This is a genomic window from Hwanghaeella sp., from assembly GCF_965227365.1.
In the GTDB taxonomy this organism is placed as follows: domain Bacteria; phylum Pseudomonadota; class Alphaproteobacteria; order UBA8366; family Aestuariispiraceae; genus Hwanghaeella.
Genome location: NZ_OZ245754.1, coordinates 3,737,760 through 3,752,052, shown reverse-complemented (window position 1 = coordinate 3,752,052; position 14,293 = coordinate 3,737,760). Strand labels below are relative to the sequence as shown.

At 62.1% G+C, this 14,293-nt stretch carries 15 protein-coding genes; 5 read left to right on the top strand and 10 right to left on the bottom strand.

The window, feature by feature from the left end:
• Positions 1–13 precede the first annotated feature (13 nt).
• The 4 genes from purL to purC form a co-directional block, all read right to left on the bottom strand.
• A complete protein-coding gene (purL, locus tag ACQK2G_RS17195; RefSeq protein WP_425406266.1) occupies positions 14–2,221 on the bottom strand; it encodes a phosphoribosylformylglycinamidine synthase subunit PurL in 2,208 nt (735 codons plus the stop codon).
• Entirely contained in the window at positions 2,218–2,907 is a 690-nt protein-coding gene (gene purQ / locus ACQK2G_RS17190; protein WP_425406265.1) for a phosphoribosylformylglycinamidine synthase subunit PurQ, read from the bottom strand. The genes purL and purQ overlap by 4 nt, the downstream gene beginning before the upstream one ends.
• Before the next feature lie 61 nt (positions 2,908–2,968).
• Positions 2,969–3,211 (bottom strand): phosphoribosylformylglycinamidine synthase subunit PurS, encoded by a 243-nt coding sequence (gene purS / locus ACQK2G_RS17185; protein WP_425406264.1) that lies wholly within the window; start codon positions 3,209–3,211, stop codon positions 2,969–2,971.
• Between the two features lie 79 nt (positions 3,212–3,290).
• On the bottom strand, positions 3,291–4,058 hold the full coding sequence (purC, locus tag ACQK2G_RS17180) for a phosphoribosylaminoimidazolesuccinocarboxamide synthase (RefSeq protein ID WP_425406263.1): 768 nt from the start codon (positions 4,056–4,058) through the stop codon (positions 3,291–3,293).
• A 51-nt stretch (positions 4,059–4,109) separates the two neighbouring features.
• Here purC and ACQK2G_RS17175 point away from each other — a divergent pair, with 51 nt between their 5' ends.
• Together ACQK2G_RS17175 and ACQK2G_RS17170 are read left to right on the top strand one after the other, a co-directional pair.
• Positions 4,110–4,337 carry a hypothetical protein gene (locus tag ACQK2G_RS17175; RefSeq protein WP_425406262.1) on the top strand — a complete coding sequence of 76 codons (228 nt, stop codon included), beginning with the start codon at positions 4,110–4,112 and terminating at the stop codon, positions 4,335–4,337.
• Between the two features lie 146 nt (positions 4,338–4,483).
• The gene (locus tag ACQK2G_RS17170; protein ID WP_425406261.1) at positions 4,484–4,810 is read left to right on the top strand and encodes a DUF1476 domain-containing protein; all 327 of its coding nucleotides are present in this window, start codon (positions 4,484–4,486) and stop codon (positions 4,808–4,810) included.
• 223 nt (positions 4,811–5,033) lie between these two features.
• On the opposite strand, the gene ACQK2G_RS17165 is transcribed toward ACQK2G_RS17170, so the two are convergent.
• Positions 5,034–5,216 carry a hypothetical protein gene (locus ACQK2G_RS17165; protein ID WP_425406260.1) on the bottom strand — a complete coding sequence of 61 codons (183 nt, stop codon included), beginning with the start codon at positions 5,214–5,216 and terminating at the stop codon, positions 5,034–5,036.
• A gap of 149 nt (positions 5,217–5,365) precedes the next feature.
• The gene (locus tag ACQK2G_RS17160; protein ID WP_425406259.1) at positions 5,366–5,947 is read right to left on the bottom strand and encodes a peptidylprolyl isomerase; all 582 of its coding nucleotides are present in this window, start codon (positions 5,945–5,947) and stop codon (positions 5,366–5,368) included.
• Positions 5,948–6,163: 216 nt separating this feature from the next.
• On the opposite strand from ACQK2G_RS17160, the gene ACQK2G_RS17155 reads away from it, so the two are divergent.
• Both ACQK2G_RS17155 and ACQK2G_RS17150 read left to right on the top strand, forming a co-directional pair.
• Positions 6,164–6,763, top strand: a complete 600-nt coding sequence (locus ACQK2G_RS17155) for a hypothetical protein (RefSeq protein ID WP_425406258.1) — start codon at positions 6,164–6,166, stop codon at positions 6,761–6,763.
• A 30-nt stretch (positions 6,764–6,793) separates the two neighbouring features.
• Positions 6,794–7,720 carry an FG-GAP repeat domain-containing protein gene (locus tag ACQK2G_RS17150; protein WP_425406257.1) on the top strand — a complete coding sequence of 309 codons (927 nt, stop codon included), beginning with the start codon at positions 6,794–6,796 and terminating at the stop codon, positions 7,718–7,720.
• 4 nt (positions 7,721–7,724) lie between these two features.
• Here the strand turns inward: ACQK2G_RS17150 and ACQK2G_RS17145 are convergent, their stop codons facing one another.
• From ACQK2G_RS17145 to ACQK2G_RS17130, 4 genes are read right to left on the bottom strand one after another with little or no spacing between them, the layout of a single operon-like run.
• Complete coding sequence (locus tag ACQK2G_RS17145; RefSeq protein WP_425406256.1) at positions 7,725–8,300, bottom strand: sarcosine oxidase subunit gamma; 576 nt, start codon at positions 8,298–8,300, stop codon at positions 7,725–7,727.
• The gene (locus ACQK2G_RS17140) at positions 8,293–11,307 is read right to left on the bottom strand and encodes a sarcosine oxidase subunit alpha family protein (protein WP_425406255.1); all 3,015 of its coding nucleotides are present in this window, start codon (positions 11,305–11,307) and stop codon (positions 8,293–8,295) included. Before ACQK2G_RS17140 ends, ACQK2G_RS17145 begins: the two co-directional genes overlap by 8 nt.
• 2 nt (positions 11,308–11,309) lie before the next feature.
• Positions 11,310–11,633, bottom strand: a complete 324-nt coding sequence (locus ACQK2G_RS17135) for a sarcosine oxidase subunit delta (protein ID WP_425406254.1) — start codon at positions 11,631–11,633, stop codon at positions 11,310–11,312.
• A 10-nt stretch (positions 11,634–11,643) separates the two neighbouring features.
• Positions 11,644–12,888, bottom strand: a complete 1,245-nt coding sequence (locus ACQK2G_RS17130) for a sarcosine oxidase subunit beta family protein (RefSeq protein ID WP_425406253.1) — start codon at positions 12,886–12,888, stop codon at positions 11,644–11,646.
• Positions 12,889–13,206: 318 nt separating this feature from the next.
• Here ACQK2G_RS17130 and ACQK2G_RS17125 point away from each other — a divergent pair, with 318 nt between their 5' ends.
• On the top strand, positions 13,207–14,259 hold the full coding sequence (locus ACQK2G_RS17125; protein ID WP_425406252.1) for a GlxA family transcriptional regulator: 1,053 nt from the start codon (positions 13,207–13,209) through the stop codon (positions 14,257–14,259).
• The last annotated feature ends 34 nt before the right edge of the window (positions 14,260–14,293 follow it).

Genomic DNA, 14,293 nt, shown 5'->3' with positions numbered 1-14,293 from the left:
CAGCCTTCGTTTCTTACTCCGCCGCGTCCTCGCCGGACATAAAGGCGGGCAGCCAATCCTCATGCGCGCGGCGCAGAAGTTCCAGGGATATGGTGTCCTCGCCCCCCAGCGTCAACGCGTCGCCACCGGTCCGGCCGATCACCTGTACGGGAACGCCAGCCTGTTCGGCAAGATGCATCACCGCATCGGCCTGTGTCGAGGTTACCACGTAGCGGCCCTGGTCCTCACCGTAGAAAAACGCATGTGCCGGCATGTCATCTTTCGGTCCGTCGACGGTGGCGCCGACGCCGCCCGCCATGGCCATCTCCGCCAGTCCGACGGCCAGACCACCATCCGACAGGTCGTGGCAGGCGGTGACCAGCCCCTTGTCGATCAGGTCAAGAACGAAGGCGCCGTTGCGCGCCTCGACATCCAGATCAACCGGTGGCGGCGCACCTTCTTCCCGTCCGTGAATTTCACGCAGGAAGATCGATTGGCCGATCCAACCCTTGGTTTCGCCCAGCAGCAGGATGGCTTCTCCGTCCGTCTTGAAGGCCAATGTCGCCATCTTGGCGAAATCCTTCAAGAGACCGACGCCACCAATTACCGGGGTCGGCAGGATCGCCTTGCCTTCCGTCTCGTTGTAGAGCGAGACGTTGCCGCTGACGACCGGGAAGTCGAGCGCCTTCGCGGCGGCCCCCATGCCCTTAATCGCGCCGACGAACTGCCCCATGATGGCGGGCCGTTCCGGGTTTCCGAAATTCATGTTGTTGGTCAGGGCCAGCGGTTTCGCGCCGGTCGCGACCATGTTCCGCCAGCATTCGGCCACCGCCTGACGGCCGCCCTGTTCCGGATCGGCCAGGCAATAACGCGGCGTGCAGTCCACCGTCGTGGCCAGGGCCTTGCGGCTGTCCGGAATACGCACGACCGCGGCATCGCCGCCCGGCGTCTGCAGCGTCTCGCCCCGGATCAGGTGGTCGTACTGCTCCCAGATCCAACGGCGGGAGCACATGTCCGGCGCGGCCAGAATGTCCTTCAGGCAGTTCGTCAGCTTGCCGGCGTCCGGCAGCGATGCCGGGTCCAGCACGTCCTGCGCCGGGGTCGGGACCCAGGGGCGTTCATACATCGGGCTGGCTTCGACCAGGGGTTTGACCGGGATGTTGCCGACGGTTTCGCCGTTCCAGGCCAATTCCAGGCAGCCGCTGGTGGTCACTTCGCCGATCACGGCGAAATCCAGTTCCCACTTCTCGAAAATCGCGCGTGCCTCGTCCTCTCGGCCCGGCTTCAGGACCATCAGCATGCGTTCCTGGGATTCCGACAGCATCAATTCATAAGGCGTCATGCCTTCTTCGCGCATCGGGACCTTGTCCAGGTCCAGGCGGATACCGACACCGCCCTTGTCCGCCATTTCGACGGAAGAGGAGGTGAGGCCGGCAGCGCCCATGTCCTGGATCGAGACGATCGCGTCGGTCGACATCAGTTCCAGACAGGCTTCCAGCAGCAGCTTCTCGGTGAAGGGGTCGCCGACCTGGACGGTCGGGCGTTTCTCTTCCGTCTCGTCGGAAAACTCGGCGGACGCCATGGTCGCGCCGTGGATCCCGTCGCGCCCGGTCTTGGAGCCGACATAGACGACCGGGTTTCCGATGCCGGATGCTTTCGAATAGAAAATATTGTCGCTATCGGCCAATCCCACCGTCATCGCGTTGACCAGGCAGTTGCCGTTATAGGCCGGGTGGAAATTCACCTCGCCCGCGACGGTCGGAACGCCGATGCAATTGCCGTATCCGCCGATCCCGGCGACGACACCGTCAACCAGATGGCGGGTCTTGGGATGGTTGGGATCGCCGAAACGCAGGGCGTTCAGGTTGGCGATCGGCCGGGCGCCCATGGTGAAGACATCGCGCAGGATGCCGCCGACCCCGGTCGCCGCCCCCTGATAGGGCTCGATATAGCTCGGGTGATTGTGGCTTTCGATCTTGAAGACCGCGGCCTGACCATCGCCGATATCGACAACGCCAGCATTCTCGCCGGGGCCTTGGATGACCTGCGGACCTTCCGTCGGCAGGGTCTTCAGCCAGAAGCGGGAAGACTTGTACGAGCAATGCTCCGACCACATGACGGAAAAGATGCCCAATTCCGTGATGTTCGGCTCCCGCCCCATGATGGAGAGGACGGTTTCGTATTCCTCACCGGTCAAGCCGTGCTCGGCGACCAGTTCAGGCGTCATCTTCACGTCACTCATTTCAAGACCTCCGCCAGGCTCTTGAACAGGCCGAGGCCGTCCGTGCCGCCCTGGGCCGGGTCGGTGGCGTTTTCCGGATGCGGCATCATGCCCAGCACGTTGCGCTTTTCGTTCAGGATGCCGGCGATGTTGCGCTGGGATCCGTTGATGTTGCCGGCTTCGTTCACATGGCCGTCCGCGTCGGCATAGCGGAAGACGACGCGCCCATCGCCTTCCAGTCGGTCCAGCGTCGAATCGTCGGCGAAGTAGTTGCCTTCGTTATGGGCGACGGGGAAGACGACCTTCTGTCCTTTGGCATAGGCGCTGGAGAAATCCGTCTCGTTGCTTTCGACCGTCAGCGTCGCCTTCTTGCAGATGAATTTCAGTTTTGCGTTCCGCATCAGTACGCCCGGCAAAAGGCCGGTCTCGGTCAGGATCTGGAAGCCGTTGCAAACACCCAGGACCCGGACGCCCGCGTCGGCCTTTTCCTTCACGGCGCGCATCACCGGGGAATTGCCCGCCATGGCGCCGCAGCGCAGATAATCGCCATAGGAAAATCCGCCGGGTACGACGATCAGGTCGACATCCGGCAAATCGGAATCTCCGTGCCAGACGAATTGGGCCTTTTTGCCGCTGGCGCGTTCAAGCGCTTCGGCGATGTCCTTTTCGCGGTTGGTGCCGGGAAAGACGATAACGGCGGCGCGCATGGGCCTCGTCCTCATTCACTTCTGGAAACAGTGTTCGAAAGCCGGTCTGGACGGAACCAGATCAGGCGGAGATTTCGATGCTGTAGTCTTCGATTACCGGATTCGCGAGCAGCTTGCCGCACATATCCTTGGCCATCGCTTCCGCAGTCGCCGCGTCGGCGGCATCCAGGTCGATTTCGATGACCTTTCCCTGTCGGACATCGTTGACGCCCTGGAAACCGAGGGCCCCCAGCGCGTGTTCGATCGCTTTGCCCTGCGGGTCAAGGACACCGCTTTTCAAGGTGATGGTTACCGTGGCTTTCATCCTGTGCCCGTCTCCTTGTGATGTCGAACCGTCGGGGTGATTTGGTTCCGCCGGTTCGATTCCAATCCGCCCGGGGCGGCTACTGAATGGTCTCTGACCCCTGCAGGTCCTGAAGTCCGCCTTCGGGCAGGATGCCCAACCGGCGGGCTACTTCCTGATAGGCCTCGGCGACATTGCCCAGGTCCCGGCGGAAGCGGTCCTTGTCCATCTTCTCATTGGTCGACGTGTCCCACAGGCGGCAATTGTCGGGGCTGATCTCGTCGGCGAGAACGATCCGCATTTCGCCGTTCTCGTCATAGACCCGGCCGAATTCCAGTTTGAAGTCGACCAGTTTGATGCCGATCCCCATGAACAGGCCGCTCAGGAAGTCGTTGACGCGCAGCGACATGGCCAGGATGTCATCCAGGTCCTGGGGGCTCGCCCAGCCGAAAGCCGTGATATGCTCTTCCGCGATCAGCGGATCGCCCAGTTCGTCGGATTTATAGCAGTATTCGACGATCGAACGGGGCAGCTGCGTGCCTTCCGGAATGCCCAGGCGCTTGGACATGGAGCCTGCGGCGATATTGCGGACGATGATCTCAACCGGGATGATTTCCACTTCCCGGACCAACTGTTCGCGCATGTTGATACGCTTCAGGAAATGGGTCGGAATGCCGATTTCCATCAGCCGGGTCATCAGATACTCGGAAATCCGATTGTTCAGGACGCCTTTGCCCGTGATCGTTCCCTTCTTCACATTGTTGAAGGCGGTCGCGTCGTCCTTGAAATATTGGATGATCGTTCCGGGTTCGGGGCCGGCGAACAAAACCTTCGCCTTGCCTTCATACAGCTTTCTGCCTCTGGCCATCGGGTCCTCATTGGCATGGAATATGGTCGGCGCGCCCGGGCAGGCGGCGTCATGCGCGCTTCATATACCAACAAATCCCGCCTGTCACATGGCGTGAAGGCACTTTCGGCGGATTCCGTGCCGTTTTTTGCGGATCAGCTGGGGGACAGGGCCGTGACCGCACTAATCCTCGCCAAGGCGCTGTTCCACAGCGCGGTATTCAACAACTGGCCTGGAATGGCGGTGTTTGCCGGTCATGCAATGCGCCGGGCAGATGTCGGTGCCGTGCCGGCGGCGTAATATCGTTGGAAAAGGCACGCTGAAGCGGCGCTTGGGCGTGACTTCGCATTGCGCTAACAGACTTCAGGGATTATCTAACGGGTCAACGGACCATTGACCGGGCGAACATAGACGGCCCGGCACGATCTCGAGGATGGGAGAAGGGTATGAGCAACAGCTTCAACGACCGTGAAAAGGCCTTCGAATCGAAGTTCAGCCACGATCAGGAAACTGACTTCAAGGTCAACGCGCGCCGTAACAAGCTTCTCGGGCTCTGGGCCGCCGGTAAAATGGGGCTTTCGGATGAAGAGGCCCAATCCTATGCGCAGGAGGTCGTCAAAGCGGATTTCGAGGAAGTCGGGCATGACGACGTGGTCCGCAAGGTCTTGGCGGACTTCAATGCGAAGGGGATCGAGATCTCCAAGCATCTGATTGAGACGGAACTGCAAAAGCTGACGGCTGTCGCGCGCGAGCAGGTCGCTTCCAAGCAGTAGGCAGACCGCACCGCCGAACGCGACGGGCTTCCCTGGCGCGCGGCGGGACAACAGCAAATCGATTCTGATGGAAGAGGGGCGGTGTTCATCCGCCCCTTTTTCATTGCCGAAGCCTCGGTCACATGGGGAACGGATGCGGGACAGCGCGGCGATAAACGGACTCGCCCTCTGTTCGCGCACCTCACGATGCACGCCGGACACACTCTAGGCTAACGGCGGACCGCTAGGCGAGTACGTTCACGTTGCTCCCACGGCCGGAAGAATTCAGTGGCTGCGAACCAGTCGTCTGGGCGATCAATTCAACGATCGCCTGCTGGGACTGGGCAGCTTGCTTCACGGCAGCAATGGAGATTTGCTGGCGGCCTTGCAGCACCGAAGATGCCAGAGCCACGCTTTCCAAGCTCATGTCAAAAGACCTTCTGTCTTTTTCGGGTGCTACGCGCACCCTTGCGGTCGCAGGCTTCTCCTACGAATTGCTCATACTTACATGAAAACGCTGGAAAATGCCAGCCCCGGTGCGTTTCGGCGCCAAGAATCGGGGCTGGCGGTATCAGGTTATTCCGCGACGTCGGCGGCGACCTGCATGCGGATCAGCGTATCCGGCTCGTCGACCACGCCCGACGGCAACGGGCCCTTTTTGATCATGTCGACATATTCCATGCCTTCGACCACATGGCCCCAAACGGTGTATTGGCCGTTCAGCCAGTCGGATTCCTTGAAGACGATGAAGAATTGGCTGTCTGCGCTGTCGGGATGCTGGGCGCGAGCCATCGAAACGGTGCCGCGGACATGCGGTTCCAGACTGAATTCGGCCTTCAGCTTTTGCCCGGATCCGCCGGAACCCGTGCCGGTCGGATCGCCGGTCTGCGCCATGAACCCTTCGATTACACGGTGAAACACGACGCCGTCGTAATATCCCTCACGGGCCAGTTCCTTGATACGCGCGACATGGTTCGGGGCCAGGTCAGGGCGCAATTCGATCACCACACGGCCGTATTCCAGGTCCAGATACAGCGTGTTTTCCGGATCGAGCGTCTGTGCCGTCCCGCTTTCGGCGGACATGAACAGTCCCAGGCCGAGGCATGCGGAAGCCATCAGGCGGCGGGTAACGGTGCGAAAACGGGGGATATGCGTCATGTCTGTTCTCCGGTCTGACAGTCTTCCGCCCTTTCTTGAGCGTGGGGCGGCACCATAACCGCCGTGATCGCCGCGTCAATCGCGGTTCTGATGCACACCCGACAGGCCCGGCGGCTTTGCTTGCAATTGAAGAGAGGCCGCCATTGGTTTACGGATTTTGCTTCGCCGGGCCGCTCCAGGGCTTGGGTGTTAAACGAACCGATGGAACGAGGGCAGATGAGAAGTCTCACCGTCTTGGGCTTGGTCCTGATGCTGACGGGCCTTTCCGCGGAATCCTGGGCCGGCTGGTCCAAGGTAAGCGGCAAGGACAAGGAGGACGGCAGCCAGTTGTCCGGCATCGCGCTCACCTCCGACGACGGCAACGCACGCCTGTTTTTTCTGTGCGATTCCGACAAGGCAGCCCCGCAGATCATGATCTCGCACAAGGAGGTCATCGGGGAGGCCGCCGACCCGTTCCGTGTCACCTATCTGATCGACGACCGGGACGAACAGATCCACTGGTTCCTGGCCAAGGGAAGCGGCAAGACCGGCTATTTCTTCGTCCGCTACCCGATCGACTACGAAGAACGGTTCGGCGCGCAGCCGCCACCCTTCTCGCCGGGCTCGAACGCGATCAACCCGGACTATCTGGCCTGGGACCGGAACATCTATCTGACGGTGGTTCACGATTTCCTGACTGGCACCGTCGGGTTGATCCGGATACGGGATACCAAGAAGCAGAACCACTATTACAGTTTCATCCTGGCCGGCATGAAGGACTATATGTCCGAATTGTCAGGATGTTACGACACGCCGAAACCACCGCTCCAGGAATGATCCTTCGCGCGCGGGGGAAGGATCAAGGTGATGGTATCCCGTCTCTCCGCCCTTCTTATTTCTCTATTGATCGGGACGGCCGCCGTCGCCTCGGAACCCGAAAAGCTGGGGGCATTGGACGACTATGCCGATTTGCTTCATCCGGCCGGCGAACATGTCGAAGGTTTGATCCGCAGAGGCCGGGTCGCCCGGTCCGGCGACTGGCGGGCCTGGTATTCGGGTGATACCGCGCGCTATGCCCATGGCGTCCTGGGTGATGAATGGGAAGCCGAGACGCTGGTTGTCGAGCGCGCGGGCGAGCGGTTTCAATTCACGCTCGGCCCCGATTCGGTCTTTGAGGATCTGGAGCCTCGGATCGCCGATCTGAATAATGACGGTGTCCCTGAATTCATTGCCATCAAGAGCTATCTGAATGCCGGCGCGGCGGTTGCCCTTTTCGGGTTTCGAGACGGGGTCTTCGCCCCCTTGGCCGAGTCGGAACCGATCGGTTCGGCCAATCGCTGGCTCAATCCGGCGGGCGTTGCCGATTACGACGGGGATGGAGCAACCGAGATCGCCGTTGTCCGCACGCCCCATATCGGCGGAATCATCCAGCATTTCGGCTGGGACGGCGGTCCGGTACTGAGACTGGAGAGAAGCGTTCGCGGATATTCGACTCACCGCATCGGGTCCACCCTGCTCGCGCTCTCCATCACCTTGGATTGGAATGGGGACGGTATCCCCGACTTAATGCTCCCCCGCCAGGACCACAGGACGCTGACGGTAGTCACCTGGACCGGGGAAGAGTTTGTGGAACTGGCGGCCTTCACCAACGAGGCGCGAATTGCGACCCGGTTCGCCCGTATCCGTCCCCCGCAAGGGCAACAATCGGGCAGCGCGGGTGAATACGTAATTTACGGTTTGGAAGACGGAACGGTCCGGGCCATCAAAATCCCGGTCCCGCCGGGCCCGCAGTGATCGATCAGTTCCACTCCTCCGCGCCGCGGACGAGGTGCTTGAACAGGTAGTCCGCGAAGGTCCAGCGGACCTGCAAGTCATAGGTCGGTGTTTCGTCGATCTGGATGATCCGGATCGCTGCTTTCAGAAACAGACTGCCCGCACATCGGCCTGGTCCGAACACGCTGGGATGCAGGTCCAATGGGCAGCCTTTCGCCAGGACATCGCGGGCCCGCGCGCCGCTGATCCGGATGATGGTGTAATAGTCGCTGACATCGACAACCGCGGAATGCACGCCTTCCATCGCCGTCCGAAGCCGCTCCTGCAACGGGCCCTGGGCCCCGTCGGCGGTGTAGATCAGCCATTCATCCGGCCCGACCCAGGAGATTTGACTGGTGCCGGTGTCGGCGACCGTATTCGGCTCTGTCGGCAGCGCCGTGCCCAGCACGGATCCGGCCGCGGCCGCGAAGCCGGTATCGTCCGGGTTGCCGCGCAGCGTCAGCTTGCCGATGAACGGGCGTTCGGCGATTTGCGTCTGAACCCCCTGAAAAGGAACGCATCCATGCAGCGGCGATCTTGCCAAAGCGGTGATGTTAGCCACGGGCCCGCTCCCCTTCCTTGTCGAAGAATACCGTATCGGTGATCGTCACCGTCTCCACATGGCCGGACATCAGCGGCACCTGGAAGGACTGCCCCTTCAGGTTCAACCCATCCTTGACCAGCGCCATCGCGATCGACCTGCCGACATTCGGACTGTAGTAGCTGGACGTCACATGGCCGATCATGTCCATCGGCGGTTTCGGCTTCACCTGTTTCACCAGATGCGCGCCTTCCGGCAGGACGAAGTTCGGGTCCTCGGTCAACAGTCCGACCAGCTGTTTGCGACCGGGCCGGGCCGTGTCCGACCGGGTCAACGACCGCTTGCCCAGGAAATCGTCCTTTTTCTTGGAGACGATCCAATTCATGTCGAGATCGGAAGGCGTGACCGTGCCGTCGGTATCCTGACCGACGATGATGAAGCCTTTTTCAGCGCGCAGCACATGCATGGTTTCGGTGCCGTAGGGCACGATGTCATGCGGGCGGCCCGCTTCCATCAGGGCTTCCCACAAAGCCATGCCATAGCGAGCAGGCACGTTGATTTCATAGGAGAGATCGCCGGTGAAGCTGATCCGGAAGACCCTCGCCGGAAGTCCCGCGACCGCGCCTTCCTGCATCGCCATGAAGGGGAAGGTCTGCGGATCCAGGTTCATTTTCGGGGCGACGGCTTCCAGTACCTCGCGCGCCTTCGGACCGGACAATGTGGCGACCGCCCATTGCTCGGTGACGGAGGTACAATAGACCTGCATCTCCGGCCATTCGGTCTGCAGCCACTCCTCCAGCCAGTTCAGCACGCGGGCCGCGCCGCCGGTGGTGGTGGTCATGTGATAATGGTTTTCGCCGAGGCAGGTTGTCACGCCGTCGTCGAATACCATGCCGTGTTCGTTCAGCATCAGGCCATAGCGCGCCCGCCCCGGCTTCAGCGTATCCCAGGCATTGGTATAGACCATGTTCAACAGTTTGGCGGCGTCCGGACCCTGGATGTCGATCTTACCGAGGGTCGAGGCGTCCATGATGCCCACGGTTTCGCGCGCCTGGCGGCATTCACGGCACACGGCTTCGTCCATGTCCTCTCCCGGTTTCGGGTAGTAGCGCGCCCGTTTCCAATCGCCCACATCCTCGAAGACCGCGCCGTTGCGCTGGTGCCAGGCATGCATGGCGGTGCCGCGTTGCTGCTCGAACAACTCCTTCACACCCTGGCCGCCCATGGCGCCGAAGGTCGTCGGCGTATACGGCGGGCGGAAGGTCGTGGTGCCGACCTCCGGGATCGCCGCGGCGCGGAGTTCCGACATGATCGCCAGCGCGTTGACGTTGGACGTCTTGCCCTGGTCGGTGCCCATCCCGGTCGTGGTGTAGCGTTTCAGATGCTCGACCGACAGATAGCCTTCGCGCGCGGCAAGGTGGACGTCGGCGGCGGTAACGTCGTTCTGGTGATCCAGGAAATGCTTGCGTTTGCCTTTGCCCAGCGGGTGCACCGTCGGAACGGTCCAGATCTGCCGCATTGTGCCGATTGCATCTTCTTTCACGACATGGGCCGGGCCGGCGACCGCGTTGCCGAAACCGGCATCCGCCGCCGCGGCCGCACCGGCCTGCAGGCCTTCGGCCAGGCAGCCGGCAAGGGTCAATGTACCGTTACAGGCGCCGGCGGACCGTGCTTTCTGCGGCGTACGGTCGGGCACGAAGCTGGTCAGCGTGTCGTCAAAGCGCAGTTTTCCGCGCGACTGGCTGAACAGATGAACCGAGGGGTTCCAGCCACTCGACATCGCGATGACGGAAGCGGACACGACGAAGGCGGGCCCCGCCAGGGATTTGCCGTCTTCCGACAAGGGCGCGATCTCAACACCGTGGATGCTTTTCGCGCCCTTGATGCCGACGACGGCTGACCCTTCATGGACCTGAATGCCGGCTTGCCGGGCCTGATGCACGATCGGGCTGTCGGGATCCGACCGCAGGTCGACCAGATGCACCACCGCGCCTGCCTTCCTCGCGTCCAACGCGGTGCGATAGGCGCTGTCGTTATTGGTGAAGACGACGATCTCGCGTCCCGGCAAAACACCGAAGCGGTTGATATAGGTGCGCAGCGCGCTGGCCAGCATCACGCCGGGGCGGTCGTTGTCGGCGAACACGATCGGCCGTTCCAGGGCGCCCTGGGCCAACACGACCTGCCTGGCGCGGATCTTCCAGAACCGCTGGCGTGGGACGCGGTTGTCGGCCTGCGGACCCAGATGGTCGGTCACCCGTTGGGCGGCGGTCAGGAAATTGTGGTCGAAATAGGCGGATACCGTCGTGCGCGGCAGCAGCGTTACATTTTCAAGCCCGGCCAGTTCCTTGACCGTGCCGGCGACCCAATCCGCCGGCGCCATGCCGTCAATTTCCGTATCGTCGGTCAGTAGCCAGCCGCCGAATTCGTTCTGCTCGTCGATCAGAATGGTGCGGGCGCCGCTGCGGCCCGCTGCCAGGGCCGCGGTCAGTCCCGCGGGGCCGCCGCCGACGATCAGCACGTCACAGGCCGTGTGGTGCTGCGCGTAGCGGTCCGGGTCGGGTTCGGTCGGGCCCTTGCCGAGGCCGGCGGCATTGCGGATGAAATGCTCGTAGGTCATCCACATCGAGGCCGGCCACATGAAGGTCTTGTAGTAGAAACCGGCCGGCAGATATTTCGACATCACCGAATTGATCGCGCCGATATCGAAGCCGACCGACGGCCAGCAATTCTGGCTTTCGGCCGTCAATCCGTCGAACAGTTCCGCCTGTGTCGCGCGGATATTCGGTTCAGTGCGCGCACCCTTGCCCAACTGGACCAGCGCGTTCGGCTCTTCCGAACCGGCGGTCATGATGCCGCGCGGCCGGTGATACTTGAAGCTGCGCCCGACCAGCGAAACGCCGTTCGCCAGCAGGGCGGAAGCCAGGGTGTCGCCCGCGAAACCGTCATAACGCTTGCCGTTGAAGGTGAAGCGGACGGGTTTCGTCCGGTCGATGCGCCCGCCGTCTGAAAGTCTGTTCTTCTGCGCCATCGTTACTTGGCCTCTTTGCTCTGGGATGCGGCGGCATCGCGGTAGGCTTCCGGCAGGTCGGGGATCGGGTCGCCGGGTTTGTAGGTGGCGATGAACTCATCGGTCACCGTATGGCGGATCGCGTTGAACCAGCGCCGGCAGCCGGCATCATGGGTCCAGCGTTCGTAATGGATGCCCTTCGGGTTCTTCCGAAAAAAGACGTAGTCGCCCCATTCCGCGTCGCTCAATTCGGCCGGCTTTTCCGGGCGGGCGATATGGGCCTCGCCATGGCAATGGAATTCGACGCCTTCGCGGGTGCCGCACCAGGGACAGGTGATCTGCAACATGCTCTCTCTCCTAGTGGGCGACCGCGGCGGCGGCGGCTTCGTCGATCAGGGCGCCGGAATGGAACCGGTCGATGGAAAACGGCGCGGCGATCGGGTGCATTTCGCCATTGGCGATGGAATGGGCGAAGACATGGCCGGATCCCGGCGTGCACTTGAAACCGCCCGTGCCCCAGCCGCAGTTGAAATAGAGCCCCTCGACCGGCGTCTTGGACAGGATGGGGGACCGGTCGACGGTGACGTCGACGATGCCGCCCCATTGCCGCAGCATGCGCAGGCGCGAGGTGAAGGGGAACAGTTCAACCAGCGGGCTCATGATATGTTCCATCACGTCGAAACCGCCGCGCTGGGCATAGGATATATAGGCGTCCGAACCGGCGCCCACGACCAGCTCGCCTTTGTCGGACTGACTGACATAGACATGCACCGCGTTCGACATGATGACCGTGTCGATACAGGGTTTGATCGGCTCGGACACCATCGCCTGCAGCGGCACGGATTCCAGCGGCATGCGGAAGCCGGCCATCTCGGCCATCACGGATGAATGCCCGGCGGTGACTACGCCGATGCGCTTCGCCTTTATGTCGCCGCGGGTGGTGCGCACGCCTTTGACCACGCCGTTCTGAATGTCGAAGCCGGTGACTTCGCAGTTCTGGATGATGTCGACACCAAGCGCATCTGCCGCCCGGGCATAGCCCCAGGCCACCGCATCGTGGCGCGCCGTACCGCCGCGTCGCTGTAGCAGGGCGCCGAGGACCGGGTAGCGGCCGTTGATATTCATCAGCGGCACCATTTCCTGCACCTGGTCGGGTGTCAGGAATTCGCTGTCGATTCCGTTCAGCCAGATCGCATTTCCGCGCCGGCCGATTTCCTGCATGTCGTGGACGTTATGGGCCAGGTGCAGCAGGCCGCGCTGCGAGAACATGACGTTGAAGTTCAGTTCCTGGCTCAGCCCTTCCCATAGCTTCACCGAATGTTCGTAGATCGCCGCGGATTCGTCCCACAGATAGTTGGATCGCACGATCGTGGTGTTGCGGCCGGTATTGCCGCCGCCGAGCCAGCCTTTCTCGATCACCGCTACGCGCCGGATGCCGCATTCCTTCGCCAAGTAGTAGGCGGTTGCCAGCCCGTGCCCGCCGCCGCCGACGATCACGACTTCGTATTCCGGCTGCGGATCGGGACTGCGCCAGGCGCGCTGCCAGTTTTCGTGATACGATCCGGCATTCCTGATCAGGCTGAAGATGGAATATTTCGTCATCGACGCGCTCCCGACGCGATGGTGGTGAGTGGAGCCGGCGGGCCTGTCGAAACCGATGCCGGAACCGAATGGTGGCGGCACGCGAACCGCCGCGCAAGCGGATGAACCGGTGCAGCGCGCACCATGTAGGAAAGCGGGTGGCAAACCCTTCCGTCATGGCGACAGGAATGCGCGGTGCGGCGACATCCTTTTTCCGTGGGCGGCAAGAAGCTTGACATCGCCGCTATAGGCTTGGAAATGGAGCAAATATTACAACCCGATGGCAGTTGATAACGGGTAAGAACAGGGCCTGATCCGGCGGGAGTGGAGCTGACTCACATGCAGTCGAACGACGCGATGATGTTCAAGCGTCAGGACGCGAACGGTCCTGCGAGGATCGGGCTGTTTCTGGTGCCCAATTTCTCGATGATAGCGTTTACATGCGTCGTCGAACCCATGCGGCTTGCCAATTGGCTGTCCGGCGAGACGCTTTTCGAATGGTATACGATCAGCCGCGACGGACAGCCCGTCATTGCCTCGAACGGCCTTTCCATGACGGCGGATACGGCAATGCACGACATTACGCGTCCGGCCAATGTGATGGTCTGCAGCGGCATCGACGCCCATCTCTATCATGACGCGCCGACCTTTGCCTGGCTGCGCCGCTGGGCGCGGGAAGGGGCCCATGTTGGCGCGATCTGCACCGGCGCGCATGTTCTGGCCCGGGCCGGACTGTTGGGCGGATACCGATGCACGATCCATTGGCACAGCCTCGATAGTTTTGCCGAGGAATTTCCCGATCTGGACGTCCGCGCCGAACTGTTCGAAGTCGACCGCGACCGGTTCACCTGTGCCGGCGGGGTCGCGGGTCTCGACATGATGATGCGGGAAATCACGCGCGTCGCCGGGCCGGAACTCGCCGCCAGCGTATCCGAGCAATTCATGCATGAACGGATCCGCGAAGGGGACGACGATCAGCGCCTGCCGCTTCAGGCGCGGCTGCGGATATCCCATCCGAAGCTGATCAAGGCGATCTCCGAGATGGAAAAGAATACGGAGGAGGCGCTGTCGCGCGATGAAATCGCCGACCGTGTCGGGCTTTCCCGCCGTCAATTGGAACGTCTTTTCCGCCGATACCTGAACACCAGCCCGGCGCGTTATTATCTGAAACTGCGCCTGAACCGGGCGCGGACGCTGTTGACCCAGACGACCATGCCGGTGACGGAGGTCGCCTTCGCCAGTGGCTTCACCAGCGCGTCGCATTTCTCCAAATGCTATCGCGACATGTTCGGGCGCACCCCGCGCGCGGAACGGCGCGGTGCCGGCATCGTCGAACCCGGGTTTGAGGGGGACGACTACGACGACGCCGATTTCGGCGAGGACGCGGTCTAGGACGAAAGGCGGGCTCCGGCTTGCCGCTCTTACG